This is a genomic window from Roseospira marina, from assembly GCF_014197855.1.
GTDB classification, from domain to species: Bacteria; Pseudomonadota; Alphaproteobacteria; order Rhodospirillales; family Rhodospirillaceae; genus Rhodospira; species Rhodospira marina.
Genome location: NZ_JACIGJ010000014.1, coordinates 42,000 through 59,614, shown reverse-complemented (window position 1 = coordinate 59,614; position 17,615 = coordinate 42,000). Strand labels below are relative to the sequence as shown.

Genomic DNA, 17,615 nt, shown 5'->3' with positions numbered 1-17,615 from the left:
GTGGGATGAGTCGCGTTGGTAGACGGAGCCGTTGGCCGGCCCTTCGTCTTGGTGCGGTGTCGGGTCCGTCGTTCTGTCGGACTCCCGGGTATCGTCCCGAGGGATGCCGGGGTGAGCCCACCGGGTCGCGGGGGCCTCCGGCGGGGTTCGGTCGTCCGCATCGTCTGGCGCGGGCGCGGAACCCTCGAACGGATCGTCGCCTCGGTGGGTCATCAGAAATTCTCCTTCAGCCAGCGCCCGATCCGGCTGACGGGCCCCAGCACGCCGCCGGCGCGCGGGGGATCGTCGAGGATCGGGCGTTCGACATGGTCCTGGACCGCGTGGCTGAGCAGTCCCGCGCAGGTCGCGAACGCCGGGCCGGCGACACTGTCGGCCAGCCCGCGCAGGCGCATCGGCCGTCCGGGCCGCACCTGCTTGTCCAGGATCTGTTCGGCCAGTTCCCGCACGCCGGGCAACTGGCTGGCGCCGCCGGTCAGGACGGCGCGACGGCCGGCGATCCGATCCACGCCGGCGGCCTCAAGATGCGCCCGCACCAACTCCAGGGTCTCCTCGACCCGGGGCTGGATGATCTGCACCAGATACGAGCGCGGAATTTCCAGCGACGGCTGGTCCTCGTCCTCGCCCACCAGGGGCACGCGCAGGATTTCCCGCGCGTCGGCGGGCGAGGCAAGGGTGCCGCCGTACATGGTTTTCAGCCGCTCGGCGTTGGCCAGCGGCGTGGACAGGCCCTGGGCGATGTCGTTGGTGACATGGCCACCGCCCACGCCGATGACGCCGACGTGAATGACGTGCCCGCCCAGGAACACGGCGACGGACGTGGTGCCGCCGCCCATGTCGATGACGGTGGCGCCCAGGTCGCGCTCATCCTCCACCAGGCTGGCCAGCCCGGCGGCGTAGGGCGCGGCCACGAGGCCATCGACGTCCAGCTTGCAGCGCTCGATGACCGAGGTCAGGTTGCGCAGCGGTCCGCTGGCGGCGGCCACCAGATGGATGCGGGCCCCCAGGCGCTCGCCGTACATGCCGCGCGGGTCGAGAATGCTGTCGGTGCCGTCCAGGGTGTAGCCGACCGGAATGCAGTGGATCAGCTCGCGGTCGGCCTCCAGCGGATGCTGGCCGACGCAGGACAGGATGCGGCGGACGTCGGCGTCCCGAACCTCATGGCCGGAGACGTCCATCTCGACGTCGATGCGCTGGCTTTCGGGCGCGCCGCCGGTCACCGCGACCACGACACCGTCGACCCGCTCGCCCGCCATGTCCTCGGCGGATTCCAGGGCGGTGCGGATCGCGACCTCAACCTCGTCCGGGCTGGCGACGCGGCCGCCGCGCACCCCGCGCGACCGGTGATGACCAATCCCGAGCAGGCGTGGCACCGACCCGTCGTCGTCGGCGCGCGCGATGAAGCACGCCACCTTGGTGGTGCCGACATCCAACGCAGCGATCAGACCGCCGCGCCGTCGCAGCGGCGAGGGGGCGCTTTCGCGCGGCGTATCCCGTTCGGACCGGCTGAACAGCATCATGGTCATCACGTGTCCTGGGCTGGGCCGGAAACCGGCACGCGGCGGGTGTCCGAGGGAGTCACGGGGGTGCCGGTCCCCGGCACCACGGGCCCGCGCGGCCGCACCACGAGTTGGCTCGGCAGGCGGAGATCAACCATCGAAATGTTCCGCTCCAACAGACCGTCGGTGCGTTGCAGCTCCGCCAGGCGGCGCCACGCCGTCTGCGGCTGGCGCTCGGGCAGGCGCACGTCGATGCCGTCCGCGAGGGCGTCCAGGTGAACGGTCCAGCGGCGGCCGGCGACCCGGGTCGCGGCCCGCACCCGCGCCATCAGGTCGGGCTCGGTCGCCAGCATGGTCATGAGGGCCGGCACGGCGGCGGGCGCGTCCCGCCCCACGATCACCGGCAGGGCGGCGAACGGGCGGGTGTCGACGTCCAGGGCCTCGCCAAGACGGTCGATCACGGCAAAATCGTCGGGCGCGCGCTGCCACAGAGCCAGCGGCGTGCGCTCGCGCAGCACGACATGGATGGCGTCCGGCAGCCGGCGCTCCACCCGGGCGGACAGGACCCACGGCAGGGCCTCGACCCTCACGAGCGCGGCCTGCGGATCGAACGCCAGGATGGGCTCGCCGCGTCCGGTGCGCAGCGCCGCGAGCAGGTCGGTCCCGTCGGTCCGGTCCCGGCCCTCCACCGTGACCGAGCGCACGACCAAGCCGCCCCGGGCGGCCACCCGCTCGACAGCGGCCCCGGCGGCGTCGATCTGGCGGCCGATGACACCCGACTGCCAGACCCAGGCCCCGCCGCCGGTCACCCCGACCAGCAGCAGCAGCCCGCCCGTCAGGCGCGCCGCGCGAAGGGTCCCGGCCCAGGTCGGACGCCAGGGCGTGCGGGCGGGCGCGCGCCCACGCCCGGTGCCGCGCCCCGTCGTCCGGCCCGTGGTCCGGCCGGTCGTCCGACCGGTGGCCCGCCCCTTCCCGCGCCCTTTTCCCGCGCTCTTGCGGCGGGAGGAGGAGGCGCCGGCGCGGCCGCCGCCTCCCAGTCCTAGCCATCGCATGTCGCGTCCTCCACCATCCAGGCACACAGCTCTGGAAACGAAATGCCGACGTAGGCCGCCTGCTCCGGCACCAGCGAGGTGGCCGTCATGCCGGGCTGCGTGTTGACCTCCAGGACATACAGCGCGTCGCCGTCGAGCCGCAGGTCGGCCCGGCTCACCCCCCGGCAGCCGAGCGCCTGGTGCGACCGAACCGCCAGATCGAGGCACCGCGCCGTGATCCCGGCCGGCAGGTCCGCCGGCAGCACATGCACCGAACCCCCGGTGACGTACTTGGCGTCGTAGTCGTAGAAGCCCCGCCGCGTGGTGATCTCCGTCACCGCCAGGGCGCGCACACCGTCCCCCTGCCCCATGACGGACACGGTCAGCTCCCGCCCCGGGATAAACCGCTCCACCATGGCGCGGCGCCCGTAGGGCCAGGCGGTGCGCAGCCGCTCCAGGTCGTTGACGCCTTCCAGCACCACATGCACATCGACGCTGGAGCCTTCGTTCAGCGGCTTGACCACATAGGGCCGCGTCATCGGCTCGACATCCGGGTCGGCGAAGGCGTCGGGCCCCACCACCACGTGCTCGGCGACCGGAATGCCGGCGGCAGAGAACGCGGCCTTGGCGGTCGGCTTGTCCATCGCCATCGCGCTCGCCAGCGCACCGGAGTGGGTGTAGGGCAGCCCCATGATATCGAGGAGGCCCTGAATGCGTCCGTCCTCGCCGAACCGGCCGTGCAGGGCGTTGAACACGACGTCCGGCCGGGTCTTGCGCAGCGCCTCGACCAATGCGGCGGGATCGCGGGGCACGTCGATCTCGGCCACCGCGTAGCCCTGCGCGCTCAACGCCGCGGCCGCGGCGGCGCCGCTGTTCAGCGACACCTCGCGTTCGGCGGAATAGCCGCCCTTCAGGACCGTGACGCGTCGGCTCATTCGGTACTCCCCGGCCATGCGGCCCCGTTCATTTCCACTTCGCCCGGCTGCGCCAGAGCCTCCCCGATGCGGCGGATTTCCCACCGCAGCTCCACCCCGCTCGTGTCCCGCACGCGGCGGCGCACCTCTTCGCCCAGGTCTTCCAGATCGGCCGCCGTCGCCCCACCGGTGTTGATGAGGAAGTTGCAATGCAGCTCCGACACCTGCGCCCCGCCGCACCGCAGCCCGCGACACCCGGCCCGGTCGATCAGCTCCCAAGCCTTGGCGCCGGGCGGGTTGGCGAAGGTCGAGCCGCCGGTGCGGCCCCGCACGGGCTGGCTGGCCTGACGCGCCGCGCGAATTTCGTCCATGCGCCCGGCGATCGCCGCCGGATCGCCCGGCTGGGCCTGGAACACCGCCTCCACGAAAATCCAGTCGGGCGGCGCGTCCGCGTGCCGATAGGACAGCCCCAGGCGGTCCGCCGGCACGGTGAACAGCCGGCCAGACCGATCCACGACCCGGACCTCCACCAGCGCGTCCTTGAGCTCCCGGCCGAAGGCGCCCGCGTTCATCCGCACACCACCGCCGATCGAACCGGGAATGCCGGACAGGAACTCCAACCCCTCCAGCCCCGCGTCCCGCGCCACCTTGGCCACCGTGGCGTCGAGCGCCGCGCCGCCGGCATGCACCCGCGATCCCGCAATCCGAACGTCCGCGAAGCCGCCCATCAGGCGGATCACCACCCCGCGCACGCCCCCGTCCCGCACCAGCAGGTTGGAGCCGACCCCGATCACGGTGATCGGCACCTCCGGCGGGGTCTCCGCCAGGAAGGCGGCCAGATCCTCGGCGTCGGCCGGCCGGAACAGCACCTCGGCCGGGCCACCGACGCGGAACCACGTCTGGCTCGACAGCGGCGCGTCCGGACGCAGGCGCCCGCGCACCGACGGCAGCCGGTCGATCAGGTGCTCGGAGGAGCCGATGCGGGGCGCCACCATCATCCCACCTCCTCCTTCGTGCCGAGCGCGCGCAGCTGGTCCGGCAGGGCGTTCGCCCAGGCGGAGATGGTGCCGGCGCCCAGGCAGACGACCATGTCCCCGGGACTCGCCAGCCGGGCGACCAGTGGCGCGAGGCCGTCCGCGTCCGGCAGGGCCGTCACATTGCGATGGCCATGGGTGCGCAGGCCCTCGACCAGGGCGCCCTTGTCCACGCCGGGAATGGGGCTCTCGCCCGCCGGGTGCACGTCCGCCACGACGACCTCGTCAGCGTCGTTGAAGCAGGTGCAGAAGTCCTCGAACAGCGCCTGAAGGCGGCTGTAGCGGTGCGGCTGCACCACGGCGATGACATGGCGGTCGCGCACCACGTCACGGGCCGCGCGCAGCACCGCCGCGATCTCGACCGGGTGGTGGCCGTAGTCGTCGATGACGGTCACGCCGTTGACCTCGCCGGTCCGGGTGAACCGCCGCCGCACCCCGCCGAAGGCGGCGAGACCCGCGCGGATCACATCGAACCCCACGCCCATCTCGTGCCCGATGGCGATGGCGGCGAGCGCGTTCTGCACGTTGTGGCGCCCGAACATGGGCATGTGCAGGTCCTCGACCGTCTCCACCCCGCCGGTGACCCGGTCCGTGACCGTCACCGCGAAGCGCGCGCCGTCCGGCCCGAGCGAGAGATTGACGGCGCGGATATCGGCCTGCGGGCTGAAGCCGTAGGTGACGATCTTGCGGTCGAGCACCTCCGGGATCAGCGACTGCACCTCCGGATGGTCGATGCACAGGGTGGCGAAGCCATAGAATGGCAGGTTCTGTACGAACGTCTTATAGGCATCGCGCATGCGCTCGAAGCTGCCGTAGAAGTCCAGGTGCTCCGGATCCATGTTGGTGACGACGCCGATGGTCGCCGGCAGTTTGGTGAACGTGCCGTCGCTTTCGTCGGCCTCCACCACCATCCAGTCACCGTGGCCCAGATAGGCGTTGGTGCCACGCGCGTTGATGATGCCGCCGTTGATGACGGTGGGGTCGAGCCCCGCCGCCTCCAGGATCGCGGCCACCATCGACGTGGTGGTGGTCTTGCCGTGGGTGCCGCCGATGGCGATGGCCCACTTCAGGCGCATCAGCTCGCCCAGCATCTCCGCCCGCCGCACCACCGGCACCAGCCGGGCGCGGGCCGCCGCGACCTCGGGGTTGTCGCATTTCACGGCGGAGGAGATGACGACCACCTGCGCGTCGCCCAAATTGGCGGCGTCGTGCCCGATGGCCACCCGCACCCCCAAATCGCGCAGGCGCGCGACATTGGCGTTGGCGGCGATGTCGCTGCCTTGGACGGCATAGCCCAGATTGTGCAGCACCTCGGCGATGCCGCTCATGCCGATGCCGCCGATGCCGACGAAGTGAATGGGCCCGATATCAAGGGGCAGGGCTCTCATGCGGCGGCCCTTCCGGCGTTAGGGGTGGTCAGGGACAGGGTGAGATCGGCCAGCCGCTCGGCGGCATCCGGCCGGCCCAGCGCGTGGGCCTGTGCGGCGGCGGCGGACAGGCCGGCACCGTCGGACAGGATCGGCTCCAGCCGCGCGGCCAACCGCTCCGCCGTCAGCTCCGCCTGCGGCATCAGCCAAGCGGCCCCGGCGTCGCTGAGCGCGCGCGCGTTGGCCGTCTGGTGGTCGTCGATGGCGCCCGGCAGCGGGATCAGCACCGCCGGCCGGCCGACACAGGTCAGTTCCGCGACCGTGGAGGCCCCGGCGCGGGCGATCACCAGATGCGTGCCGGACAGGCGCGCCGGCATGTCGTCTAAGAAGGCGGCGGTCTCGGCCATGATCCCGGCGGCGGCATAGGTGGCGCGAGCGCGCTCCAAATCCTCGGGCCGGCACTGCTGGGTGATCCGCAGGCGAGCGCGCACCGGCGCGGGCAGCCGGTTCATCGCCTCCGGCACCAGATCGGTCAGGGCACGGGCCCCCTGGCTGCCGCCGGTGACCAGAATGTGGATCGGCCCCGCCGGTTCGGGCGCCGCATAGGCCGCGTCGCGCCGCTCCAGGAAGGCCGCCCGCACCGGATTGCCCACATGCTGCCCCCGACCGTCGGGCAGGAACCGCACCTCGGGCAGCGCGGTGGCGATGCCGGTCACGCGCGGGGCGAGCAGCCGGTTGGCGCGGCCCAGCACCGCGTTCTGCTCGTGAATCAGGCTGGGTGTGCGGCGCAGGGTGGCCGCCAGCACGGCCGGAACGGACGCATACCCCCCGAACCCGACCACACCGTCGGGCTTCAGCCGGCCCACAAGGCGCCACGCCTGGACCATGCCGCGCGCCAGACGCAGCACGCCAGTCGCACGCCCCTTCAGGCCGATGCCCGCCAGACCGCCGGCCGCGACCCGCCAGGTCTCCAGCCGGCCCAGCGCGCCGCCATGGACGGCGCCGCGCGTGTCGGTCACGAGCCCGAGCCGGCAGCCGCGCGCCTCCAGCGCCGCTGCCAGGGCCTCGGCCGGAAAGACGTGGCCGCCGGTCCCGCCCGCCGCCAGCAGGATGAAGGGCGCCTGTGTCGGCGTCTTGGGAGAGGAGGTCATTGGCGCCGTCATGGCCGCTCCTCCGTCCGTCCCCGCCGCCGCGTCAGCGCCAGGATCATGCCGGTCGCCAGCGCCACCCCCACCATCGACGAGCCGCCGTAGCTGAGGAACGGCAGCGTCATCCCCTTGGTCGGCATCAGGTGCAGGCTGGAGGCCATGTTGATGATCGTCTGCATGGCGAGCTGCACGGACAGGCCGCCGACCGCCAGCATGATGAACAGATCACGGCTGCCGATGGCGCGGGTCAGTGCCCGCACGATCAGCACTGCGAACAAGGCGACCACCAGCAGGCACAGCCACAGGCCGAACTCCTCCCCCGCCACGGCGAAGATGAAGTCCGTGTGGGCGTCCGGCAGAAATTCCTTCACACGCCCCTCGCCCGGGCCGCGCCCGAACAACCCGCCCTCGGCGAACGCCTTCATGGACTGGATGATCTGATAGGTATCGCCGCTGCTCGGATCCAGGAACCGGTCCACGCGGTAGGCCACATGCGGGAACAGGAAGTAAGCCCCGACCACACCACCCAGGCCAAGCGCCCCGATCACCCCGACCCAGACCAGCGGCAACCCGGCCATAAACACCTCGGCGCACCAGATCGCGACGATGACGAGGGTCATGCCGACGTCGGGCTGGCTGAGCAGCAGGCCCGCGACGATGGCCACCAGGACCAGCGAGATGACGGTTCCCGGGACCTCCTCGGTCTCCAGACCGCCGGCCAGCAACCACGCCACGGTCACGGCGAACAGAGGCTTGAGAATCTCCGAAGGCTGCACCGTCAGGCCGAACACGATCAGCCAGCGGGTGGCACCGTTGATCTCCGGGGCGATCAGCGGCGTCAGCGCCAGAAGGCCCAGCATAAGCGCGAAGCCGATCACAGCCAACCGACGCACCCCGCGGGGCGACAGCAGCGACACCCCGAGCATCAACACCACGCCCACCGGAGTGAACACCATTTGGCGGCGCACGAAGTGGAACGTATCGGCGTGAATGCGCTGGGCCGCCGGAGGGCCGGCCGCCAGCATCAGCACCACGCCGATCACGACGAGAACGGCGATGAGGACCAACATCAGATGATCGACCGAGTTCCACCAGCGGCCGATGACGCTGGAGTCCCCGGCGCGAAACCGCACCCGGCGCGCATGCCCGCCCGCGCCCGCCGCCGGCGCCGGTGGCGGCGCCAGACCGGGACCACCGAGCCCAGACCCACCGAGCCCGGACCCACCAAGCACGGGGCGCGGGGTCGCGGCGAGGGGCGGCGGGACGAGCGCCTGGGCGCGGCGTCGGTTCATGAGTCCACCTCATCGTCGGCCGGGTCGGAGCCCGCATCGGAGTCGTCCCTATCGGGATCGTCGTCCGAAACGGCGACCTCGGCGGCTAGATCGGCGACCAGCGCCTTGAACGCCTCGCCGCGGGCCTCGAAGTTGGGGAACTGGTCGAACGACGCGCAGGCCGGAGACAGCAGAATGACCGGGTCTTCCTCCTCGTCCTCCAGCGCGTGCTGGAACGCCAGATCCACGGCGGCCTCAAGCGTGCCGCACAGCGAGAACGGCACCTCCTCCGCGTCCAGCACCACCGAGAAGTCCTTGGCCGCCGCGCCGATCAGATAGGCGTGCACGATGCGGTCGAAGTGCGGCGTCAGGCTGGCGATGCCGCCCTCCTTGGGCAGACCACCGACGATCCAATAGATATCCTCGTGGCACACGATGGCCTTCTCGGCGGCCTCGGCGTTGGTCGCCTTGCTGTCGTTGATGAACAGCACGCCGTCGATGGTGGCGACCGTCTCATGGCGATGGGGCAAGCCGGGGAAGGTCTTCAGCGCCTCGGCGATGACCTCCGAGCCGACGCCCCGGGCGCGGCAGGCGGCATAGGCGGCGGCCGCGTTCTGCCAGTTGTGCTCCCCGGACAGCGCCGTCAGGCCGTTCAGATCCAGAACGCGCTGGCCCTTGCCCTCCGTATCGTCGATCAGCACGCCATCCTTGGCGGACACGCCCCCGGGCACCGCGCGGCCGGTCGCGAACGGGATCAGCGAGCGGCTGCCGTAGCGGGTCATCTCCGCGTGCATGTTGCGGCACACCGTGTCGTCGAGCCCGATACAGACCGTGCGCGGCGGCACGACCCCGTCGAAGATGCGGCGCTTGGCGGCAATGTAGCCCTCCATGCCGCCGTGCCGGTCCAGATGATCCGGTGTGATGTTGAGCAGCACCGCCACATCGCAGACCAGCGACGGTGTCAGTTCAAGCTGGTAGCTCGACAGTTCAAGGACGTAGGTCCCGAAGGCGTCCACCGTCTCCAGGTCCAGAGCCGAGGTCCCCAGGTTGCCACCCACTTGCGGCGCCTGCCCGGCCGCGCGCAGGATGTGGCCGATCAGGCTGGTGGTGGTCGACTTGCCGTTGGTGCCGGTGACCCCGATGTAGAACGAGCACGGCTGCGCCCCCACCAGCAGCTCGATGTCGCACACCAGCGCGGCCCCAGCCGCCCGGGCGCGCTCGGCCACCGGATGGACCGAAGGAAAGCTGTGGGGAATACCGGGGCTCCAGGCGACCACCCGCACCCCGGTCCAGTCCGTACCAGCATCGGCGAGATCCACCACGGGGATACCCGCGTCCGCCGCGGCGGCCCGCCGGTCGGCGTTGTCGTCCCACGCCATCACCCGGGCACCGCCCGCCATGAGCGCGCGGGCGGCGGCCAGTCCGGACCGGCCCAGGCCCATGACGGCAACCGGCTCCAGAGCGTAGGTGTAGACGGGAATCACGGTGGCAGCCTCCGATGGGTTAGCGCAGCTTGAGAGTGGACAGACCGACCAGCGCCAGAATCATGGCGATGATCCAGAAGCGAATGACGATGGTGGGCTCGGCCCACCCCTTCTTTTCGAAGTGATGGTGCAGCGGCGCCATGCGGAACACGCGCTTGCCGGTCAGCCGGAAGCTCGCCACCTGGACGATCACCGACACCGTCTCCAGCACGAACAAGCCGCCGACGATGGCCAGAACGAACTCATGCTTGGTCACCACGGCAATCGCGCCCAAGGCGCCGCCCATGGCCAGCGACCCGGTATCGCCCATGAACACCATCGCGGGGGGCGCGTTGAACCACAGAAAGCCGATGCCGGCGCCGATCAGGGCACCGCAGAACACCGCCAACTCGCCGGTGCCCGGCACGTGGTGGATCTGCAGGTAGTCGGCGAACACCGTGTTGCCGACCAGATAGGCGATCAGCGTGAACACCCCGGCCGCGATGATGACCGGCACGATGGCGAGCCCGTCCAGCCCGTCGGTGAGGTTGACGGCGTTGGAGGCGCCGACGATCACGAACACCGCGAACAGAATGTAGAACAACCCCAGGTCGACAAGCAGATCCTTCAGGAACGGAAACGCCAGCCCGGTGCTGTCCGCCGGATCGCCCAGCCAGATGATCCAGCCGCTGACCAGGGCCGCCAGCACGACCTGACCCAACAGCTTGGAGCGTCCCGGCAGGCCCGCGTGATGCCGGCGCGAGACCTTCAGGTAGTCGTCGGCGAACCCCAGTCCGCCGTACCCCAGAGTCAGAAGCAGGACGGCCCAGACATAGCCGTTGGACAGGTCCGCCCATAGCAGCGTGGCAACCCCGACGCCGAGCAGGATCAGCACCCCGCCCATGGTCGGCGTCCCCTGCTTGGTCAGCACATGGCTTTCCGGACCGTCGGTCCGGATCGGCTGGCCGTTGCCCTGCCGGCTGCGCAGCCAACGGATCACCGCCGGGCCGAACACAAAGGCCACCAGCAGCGCCGTCATGACGGCGCCCCCGGTGCGGAACGTCAGGTAGCGAAAGACGTTCAGCGCCCCGAACTGGTCCGAAAACTGATACAGCCAATACAACATCTTAGTGAGTGCCCCACCTCATTCCGTCACCATTGAATCGAGCGACCGACGCCATCAGGCGGCCGTCTCGTCCTCGTCTTTATGGGCCTCGCCCTGGTCGCCCACCTCCAGGGCCAGGATGGCGCGCACCACGGCGCTCATCCGGCTGCCCAGGGAGCCCTTGACCATCACCACGTCGCCCGGCCCCAGCGCGTCCGCCACCATCGGCGCCAGCGTCAGGGCGTCCGACGCATGCCCGGCCCGCAGTGTGTCCGGCAAAGCGGCATCCAGATGGCGCATCAGCGGCCCCGCCGTGAACACCTGGTCAATCCCATGGTCGATCAGGGCCGCAGCCAACCCGGCGTGGAGATCCGGCCCCGCATCGCCGAGTTCGAGCATGTCGCCCAGCACCGCCACCCGGCGCCCGCCGGCGCCCGGCCGCACCAGGGCGAGCGTTGCGACCGCCGCCACCACCGCCGCCGGGCTGGCGTTGTAGCTTTCGTCGATCAGATGCAGACGACCGCCCGGCAGGGCGACGGTCCGCCGTTGCCCGCGCCCCTTCGGCGCGCTCACCTGCCCGAGGGCGCCCAGCACCGCAACCGGATCCGCACCCAGGGCCTGCACGGCGGCGATCACCGCCAGACTGTTGATGGCCCAATGCCGCCCGTCGGCGCCCAGGCGGTAGCCCAGCGGCGCCCCGTCGGCGACCATGAACACCCGCACATTGCCCGGATCGAGCGCGACGTCGAGAAGGCGGGCGTCCGCTTCCACATGATCCCCGAAGCTGACCACGCGACCGGCGCCGGCGGCGCGCGCCGCCGCCCGCAGCCGCCGGAAATGGCGGCTGTCGCGGGGCAGAATGACCGTGCCGCCCTCGGCAAGACCGGTCAGGATCTCGGCCTTGGCGTGGGCAATGGCCTCCTCGCTGCCCAGGAACTCGATGTGCGCGGGCGCGATCGCCGTGATGACGGCGACGTCGGGACGGGCAAGCGTCGACAGGGGCGCAATTTCCCCCGCATGGTTCATGCCCATCTCGATGACGGCAAACCGCGTCGCGGCCGGCATGCGCGCCAGGGTCAGCGGCACACCCCAATGATTGTTGAGATTGCCGGTCGTGGCGTGCGTCGGCCCAAGGGCGCCGAGCGCCAGCGCCAGCATCTCCTTGGTGCCGGTCTTGCCGACACTGCCGGTGACGCCGACCACCCGCACGTCGCGCGCCCGCGACCGGGCGAAGCGGCCCAGATCCCACAGCGCCTGGAAGGTGTCGCCGACGACCAGCAGCCGGGCCGGATCGATCCCATCGCCCTCCGGCACGCGCGCCACCACCGCCGCCACGGCGCCCGCCGCCAGCGCCGCCGCGACGTAGTCGTGCCCGTCGAAGGTCGGCCCCTGCAATGCGACGAACAGGTCGCCCGGCGCAACGCTGCGGCTGTCGATCGACACCCCGGACGCCGCCCAGGCGCCGTCCGCGCGGCCGCCCGTGGCGCGCACGGCCTCGGCCGTGGTCCACAGGGACGCCGTTGATGCGGGGGTGGGGGTGAGGGTGCGGCTCATGCGGGCGCCTTCCGCTGGTCGCGCTCGGCCACAGCGGCGCGGGACTGCGCGGAATCGTCAAACGGCAGGACGGTGGTGCCGACGGTCTGCCCGGGCTCGTGCCCCTTGCCGGCGACGAGCAAAAGATCATCCGGCCCGAGTTGGTCCACGCCCGCGCGGATGGCCGCACCCCGGTCGCCGATCTCGATCCCGCCCGGACAGGCGGCCAGGATGGCAGCGCGGATGGCGGCGGGATCCTCGGTGCGCGGGTTGTCGTCGGTCACGATCGCGACGTCGGCGAGGCGTGCGACGACCTCGCCCATCTCCGGCCGCTTGGTCCGGTCGCGGTCGCCACCGCAGCCGAACACGCAGACGAGCCGGCCGTGGGCGTGCGGGCGCAGCCCCTTCAGCACCGTCTCCAAAGCATCCGGGGTGTGCGCGTAATCCACATAGACCGGTGCCCCGTTCGCCAGCGCCGCCACCTTCTGCATGCGGCCCGGCACGCCCGCCAGGGTTTCCAGGGCCGCGACAGCCCGGCGCGGCTCGGCCCCGGTGCCGATCACCAGCCCCAGCGCGGCGAGCGCGTTCAGGGCCTGGAACTCGCCCGGCACCGGCAGATGCGCGGTGACCCGCTGGCCATACACGATCAGGCGCAGGTCCTGGCCGTCCGGCGTGGGGCGCGCGCCCTCCAGGCGCAGGTCGCCCCCGGCGCGGCCGTACGTAATCGCCCGATGGCCGCAGGCGCGGCAGAGGGCATCCAAATCCTCCGCCTCAGCCGAGTCGGCGTTGAGAACCGCGACCCCATTAGGGGGCATCACCTGGGTGAACAGCCGGGTCTTGGCGGCCCGATACGCCGCCATGGAGCCGTGATAGTCGAGATGATCGTGCGTCAGGTTGGTGAAGGCCGCCGCCGCCAGCCGCACCCCATCCAGCCGGTACTGGTCCAGCCCGTGACTCGACGCCTCCATGGCCAGCCGGTCGCAGCCGGCATCCGCCATCGCGGCCAGGATCTCATGCAGAAGAACCGGGTCCGGCGTGGTCAGCGATCCCGCGCGCGCGTACCCGGGGGCCTCGGCGCCCAGGGTGCCCAGGCTTCCGCCGGCGCACCCCAGCGCCCGCCACAGGCCGGCGGCAAAGCGCGCCGTCGAGGTCTTCCCATTCGTGCCGGTGACGGCCACCACCGTCCGGGGCTGACGGCCGTGGAAGCGCGCCGCCAAGCGCGCGAAGGCCCGGCGCGGATTAGCGGACGTAACCAGCCGGGCCGGGCCCTCCAGCGGCGGGGTCCCCTCTGCCGCCAGCACCGCCACCGCGCCACGCGCCAGCGCCTCTGGAATGAAGGCACGGCCATCGGCCCGCGCGCCCGGCAGGGCCGCGAACAGGAAGCCCGGCGCCACCGCCCGCGAATCCGCCGTCAGCCCCCGAATCTCGGGACCGAAAGCGGCCAGCGCGCGGTCGTCCGCGAGAGCCTCAGCCGAAGATGGCGCGTCGCCGATCATGATGTCGTCTATCTCTCCCGCAGCCAGCAGGTCAGTGAACTGCACGGCCCGCATCCCCGGAGGCCGTGGCGAACCGCACCTCGGGGGCGACGGGCGTCTCGGGGCCGCGCGGGCGGACCCCCAAGATCGGCGCGATGCGGGCGATCATGGCCCCGGCGGTGGGCGCCGCGTTCCAGCCCGCCGCCGCAAACCCGTGCGTTTCCGGAATCCCCTTGGGCTCGTCGAGCATCGCCAGAACGACATAGCGCGGGTCGTCCATCGGGAAGGCGGCCACGAACGACGGCAACAGCGCCTTGTGACGGTAGCGCCCGTGCTCGTTTTTCTCGGCGGTGCCGGTCTTGCCGCCCACCAGATAGCCGGCCACGTCGGCCTTGCGGCCGGTGCCGTCGGTCACGACCCGCCGCATCAGGCTCCGCATCGTGTCGGAGGTGCGTGCCGACACCACCTGATGACCCGGCGGCGGCGCCTCGGGATCCTGGCGCAGCAGCGTCGCCGGGCGATACCACCCGCCGTTCACCAGGGGCATGACGGCGTTGACCATATGCACCGGCGTCACGGCCACGCCGTGGCCATAGGAAATCGTGACCGTATTGATGGGCCGCCACGGGTCCGGATAGAGCGGCTTGCCGACCTCCGGCAGCTCCAGGCTGATCGGCGACAGCAGGCCGAGGCGGTCGAGGAACGCCTTCTGGGCGTCGCCGCCGATCGCCAGGGCCATCTTGGCCGACCCGATGTTGGAGGAGTGCACGAGGATCTCCTCAATCGACAGCCAGCGGGCCTGGGCATGGTCGTCGTGGATGGTGAACCCGGCCATGCGCAGCGGGTGGGATGCGTCGAAGCCGTCGGTGACATGGTAGCCGCCCACCTCCAGGCCCAGCGCGGTGTTCACCAGCTTGAAGGTCGACCCCATTTCGTAGACGCCCAGCGTCGCACGGTTGCGGCGCGAGTCCGCCGGTGCGCCGGAGAAGGCCTCCGGCTGGTAGTCTGGAAGGCTGACCAGCGCCAAGATCTCACCCGTGCGGACATCGGCGACCAGAGCGGCGCCCGCGATGGCATGAAAACGGTCCACGGCTTTCAACAGGACGTCGCGCACGGCATGCTGCACACGCACGTCCAGCGACAATTGCAGCGGCTCCGCCTTTTCCAGCAGGTACCGGTCAAAGCTGCTTTCGATGCCCGCGATGCCGTGGTTGTCGGTGCTCGTGGCGCCGAGAACATGGGCGGCGAGCGGCCCCTGCGGATAGACGCGCCGCTCGGTCGGCTCGAACTCCAGACCGGGCTGGCCGAGCAGGTTCACGGCCTCCTGCTGCTCCGGCGTCAGGTGCCGCCGCAGGTAGACGAAGTGACCGCCCGAGGCGAGCTTGTCGCGGGTTTCGCCGTATTCCATGTCAGGGAAGAGTTGCACCAGCCGGCGGGCCGCCTCTTCCGGATCGAGGATCGCGCGCGTGTCCGCGTACAGGTTCACGGTCGGCAGGTTGGTGGCCAGAATGACCCCGTTGCGGTCCACGATATCGCTGCGGGCCACCACGGCCCCGACCACCGGGCCATCGCTGGCGGCCATCGCCGCCGCCATGGCCTCCGCCTCGCCGCCGTTCAGGGCCATCAGATCCACCAGACGCCCGGCGATGACGCAGAACGCCAGCGCGAACACGCCGGCGGTGATGGCCAGCCGGTTGCGCCCGACCTCAACGGCGGCCTTGGCCTGGCCTTCCACGCTCACGCGCACCCGGGCCGGGTGCCGCCCCTGCGCCCCGGGAAGGTCACGGATTTCCGCGCCCGGATACAGGAACGCCCCACGCCGGGAGGACCGCCGGACCAGGGACCGAAGCAGAGCGGGCATCATGGCTGCGTCCTCATGACTGTGTACTCGGCGAGAGTGGCGGGTTTCTGCCCCGGCACGGGGATGGGCGCGGCACTGCCCGGGTTGAGCACGCGCGGCGGACGGGCGGGACCGCCGGCGGTTTCCCCCACCGGCTTGGGCCGGAACGGCAAGGCGTCCAGCGCGATGATGTGCGCGGGATCCATCGGAACGAGGTCGAGCTTCGCCCCCACGCGCTTATCGAGCGAGTCCGGGTCGTTGAAGTAGCTCCATTCCGCCCGCAGGACATGGATGGCGCGCCGGTCGGCCTCGATGGCGTGGGTCAGGGTGGCGAGACGCTCCTCCAGGGCGATGACTTCGTACTTCAGGCGGAACAGGCCCGCCGCGGCCGCCACCGCGAGAACGCCCCAGACCACCGCGATGCCGCGCAGTCTCATGGTTCGCCTCCCGTCGTCCGGTCCCACGCGGGCGCGTCGGTGCGCTCCGCCACCCGCATCCGGGCGGACCGCGCCCGAGCATTGGCCGACACCTCCGCGTCGCCTGGTCGCACCGCCTTGCGGCCGACGGCCCGGAAGGTCGCGCGCGGCTGGTCGTTAGACGCCACCGGCTGGTGCCGCGAGGGCGCCGGCCGATCCCCGGTGCGCGCCCGCATGAAGCTTTTGACGCGGCGGTCCTCCAGCGAGTGGAAGCTGACGACGACCAGCCGTCCGCCGGGGCCAAGCAGCCGTTCGGCGGCCTCAAGGCCCGTGTCCAACTCGCCCAGTTCGTCGTTCACGTGCAGCCGCAGCGCCTGGAAGGTGCGGGTCGCCGGATCGATGCCGTCGCGGGCCTGCTGGCGCGCGGCCCCTGGAATGGCGGCGCGCACCACCTCGGCCAGCTTACCGGTTCGCACAATCGGCGCCTCGGCCCGGGCCTGCGCGATGGCCCGCGCCACACGGCGGGCGTGCCGCTCCTCCCCTAGGCTCGCGATGATGTCCACGAGCTCGGCCTCATCGGCCGTGTTGACCAGATCCGCCGCCGACGAGCCATCGCGGCCCATACGCATATCGAGCGGCCCGTCCTGCTGGAACGAGAACCCGCGCGCGGCATCATCGATCTGCAAGGACGACACACCAAGGTCGAGCGCGACCCCATCCACCCCCGCCACGCCCTCGGCGGCGAGAAGGCGGTCCATGGCCCCGAAGCAGCCCGGCACCAGCCGGAACCGCCCCGGATGCTCGGCCGCCAGCGCATCGGCGAAGTGCGCCACGACCGGATCCCGGTCCACCGCCCAGACCACACAGGTCGGCGCAGCGGCGAGGATGGCGCGGCTGTAACCGCCCGCGCCGAAGGTCCCGTCCACGTACACACCGCCATCCCGGACGGCCAGCGCATCGACAACCTCGGCGCCCATCACGGGCACATGAGACAACGCCGGATCGAGCACACTCATGCCGAGCCCCCCCCGCCGCGATCGACGCTGCGCTCGCCCCCACGATCACCATTCGGCGCCAGGGCCGGGCCGCGCGGCGGCGCCTTGCGGGCGCGTTCCAGCAAGAGCTGCTTCTTTTTCTGCTGTGCCGCCGGCTCCCAGATCTGGAACGTCCGTCCCTTCCCGACGAACGCGGCCTGATCGGTAATGCCGGCGTGCTCCATGAAGTCGCGAGGCAACACGATGCGTCCGGTCTGATCATAAGGCAGTTGCTGACTGGAGCCGAACACCAGCTCGGTCAGCTCGTCGATGTCCGGCGAGAACGTCGGCTGGGTATCGAGGCCTTCACTCAGGCTTTTGAGGAAGTCCATGCCGCACCCCTCGATACAGGGGGCGGTGAACGACGGGTACAGGACGACGCCCTGGAACTCCTGGTCCTTGAGCGCGGCACGAAACGATGCCGGAACGGAGACCCGTCCCTTGCTGTCCACTTTGTTGGTGATTGTGGACAGGAACAGCCCCATGGC

The 17,615-nt window shown here is 71.3% G+C and carries 14 protein-coding genes and 1 pseudogene; all 15 read right to left on the bottom strand.

Features of this window, described 5'->3' with window-relative positions; translation table 11 throughout:
* Positions 1–212: 212 nt before the first annotated feature.
* On the bottom strand, positions 213–1,523 hold the full coding sequence (ftsA, locus tag GGD82_RS15930) for a cell division protein FtsA (protein WP_150063315.1): 1,311 nt from the start codon (positions 1,521–1,523) through the stop codon (positions 213–215).
* A complete protein-coding gene (locus GGD82_RS15925) occupies positions 1,523–2,548 on the bottom strand; it encodes a cell division protein FtsQ/DivIB (protein WP_150063314.1) in 1,026 nt (341 codons plus the stop codon). The genes ftsA and GGD82_RS15925 overlap by 1 nt, the downstream gene beginning before the upstream one ends.
* The gene (locus tag GGD82_RS15920) at positions 2,536–3,462 is read right to left on the bottom strand and encodes a D-alanine--D-alanine ligase (protein WP_150063313.1); all 927 of its coding nucleotides are present in this window, start codon (positions 3,460–3,462) and stop codon (positions 2,536–2,538) included. The genes GGD82_RS15925 and GGD82_RS15920 overlap by 13 nt, the downstream gene beginning before the upstream one ends.
* Entirely contained in the window at positions 3,459–4,439 is a 981-nt protein-coding gene (murB, locus tag GGD82_RS15915) for a UDP-N-acetylmuramate dehydrogenase (RefSeq protein WP_150063312.1), read from the bottom strand. Before murB ends, GGD82_RS15920 begins: the two co-directional genes overlap by 4 nt.
* Positions 4,423–5,863 (bottom strand): annotated as a pseudogene (gene murC / locus GGD82_RS15910) (UDP-N-acetylmuramate--L-alanine ligase); the annotation flags it as partial. The gene murB and the pseudogene murC, both read right to left, overlap by 17 nt.
* The gene (gene murG / locus GGD82_RS15905) at positions 5,860–7,005 is read right to left on the bottom strand and encodes an undecaprenyldiphospho-muramoylpentapeptide beta-N-acetylglucosaminyltransferase (protein ID WP_246163967.1); all 1,146 of its coding nucleotides are present in this window, start codon (positions 7,003–7,005) and stop codon (positions 5,860–5,862) included. The pseudogene murC and the gene murG, both read right to left, overlap by 4 nt.
* Positions 7,002–8,282, bottom strand: a complete 1,281-nt coding sequence (locus GGD82_RS15900; RefSeq protein ID WP_150063310.1) for an FtsW/RodA/SpoVE family cell cycle protein — start codon at positions 8,280–8,282, stop codon at positions 7,002–7,004. The genes murG and GGD82_RS15900 overlap by 4 nt, the downstream gene beginning before the upstream one ends.
* Positions 8,279–9,745 (bottom strand): UDP-N-acetylmuramoyl-L-alanine--D-glutamate ligase, encoded by a 1,467-nt coding sequence (murD, locus tag GGD82_RS15895; protein ID WP_311731971.1) that lies wholly within the window; start codon positions 9,743–9,745, stop codon positions 8,279–8,281. Before murD ends, GGD82_RS15900 begins: the two co-directional genes overlap by 4 nt.
* Before the next feature lie 19 nt (positions 9,746–9,764).
* The gene (gene mraY, locus GGD82_RS15890) at positions 9,765–10,850 is read right to left on the bottom strand and encodes a phospho-N-acetylmuramoyl-pentapeptide-transferase (protein ID WP_150063309.1); all 1,086 of its coding nucleotides are present in this window, start codon (positions 10,848–10,850) and stop codon (positions 9,765–9,767) included.
* Between the two features lie 54 nt (positions 10,851–10,904).
* Positions 10,905–12,383 carry a UDP-N-acetylmuramoyl-tripeptide--D-alanyl-D-alanine ligase gene (locus tag GGD82_RS15885; protein WP_150063308.1) on the bottom strand — a complete coding sequence of 493 codons (1,479 nt, stop codon included), beginning with the start codon at positions 12,381–12,383 and terminating at the stop codon, positions 10,905–10,907.
* Complete coding sequence (locus tag GGD82_RS15880; protein WP_375782135.1) at positions 12,380–13,858, bottom strand: UDP-N-acetylmuramoyl-L-alanyl-D-glutamate--2,6-diaminopimelate ligase; 1,479 nt, start codon at positions 13,856–13,858, stop codon at positions 12,380–12,382. Before GGD82_RS15880 ends, GGD82_RS15885 begins: the two co-directional genes overlap by 4 nt.
* A 31-nt stretch (positions 13,859–13,889) precedes the next feature.
* The gene (locus GGD82_RS15875) at positions 13,890–15,701 is read right to left on the bottom strand and encodes a peptidoglycan D,D-transpeptidase FtsI family protein (RefSeq protein WP_211364806.1); all 1,812 of its coding nucleotides are present in this window, start codon (positions 15,699–15,701) and stop codon (positions 13,890–13,892) included.
* Entirely contained in the window at positions 15,698–16,114 is a 417-nt protein-coding gene (ftsL, locus tag GGD82_RS15870) for a cell division protein FtsL (protein ID WP_150063306.1), read from the bottom strand. The genes GGD82_RS15875 and ftsL overlap by 4 nt, the downstream gene beginning before the upstream one ends.
* Positions 16,111–17,109, bottom strand: coding sequence for a 16S rRNA (cytosine(1402)-N(4))-methyltransferase RsmH (rsmH, locus tag GGD82_RS15865; RefSeq protein ID WP_150063305.1), 999 nt, complete (start codon positions 17,107–17,109; stop codon positions 16,111–16,113). The genes ftsL and rsmH overlap by 4 nt, the downstream gene beginning before the upstream one ends.
* Positions 17,106–17,612, bottom strand: a complete 507-nt coding sequence (locus tag GGD82_RS15860; protein WP_170284377.1) for a division/cell wall cluster transcriptional repressor MraZ — start codon at positions 17,610–17,612, stop codon at positions 17,106–17,108. Before GGD82_RS15860 ends, rsmH begins: the two co-directional genes overlap by 4 nt.
* Positions 17,613–17,615: the final 3 nt, after the last annotated feature.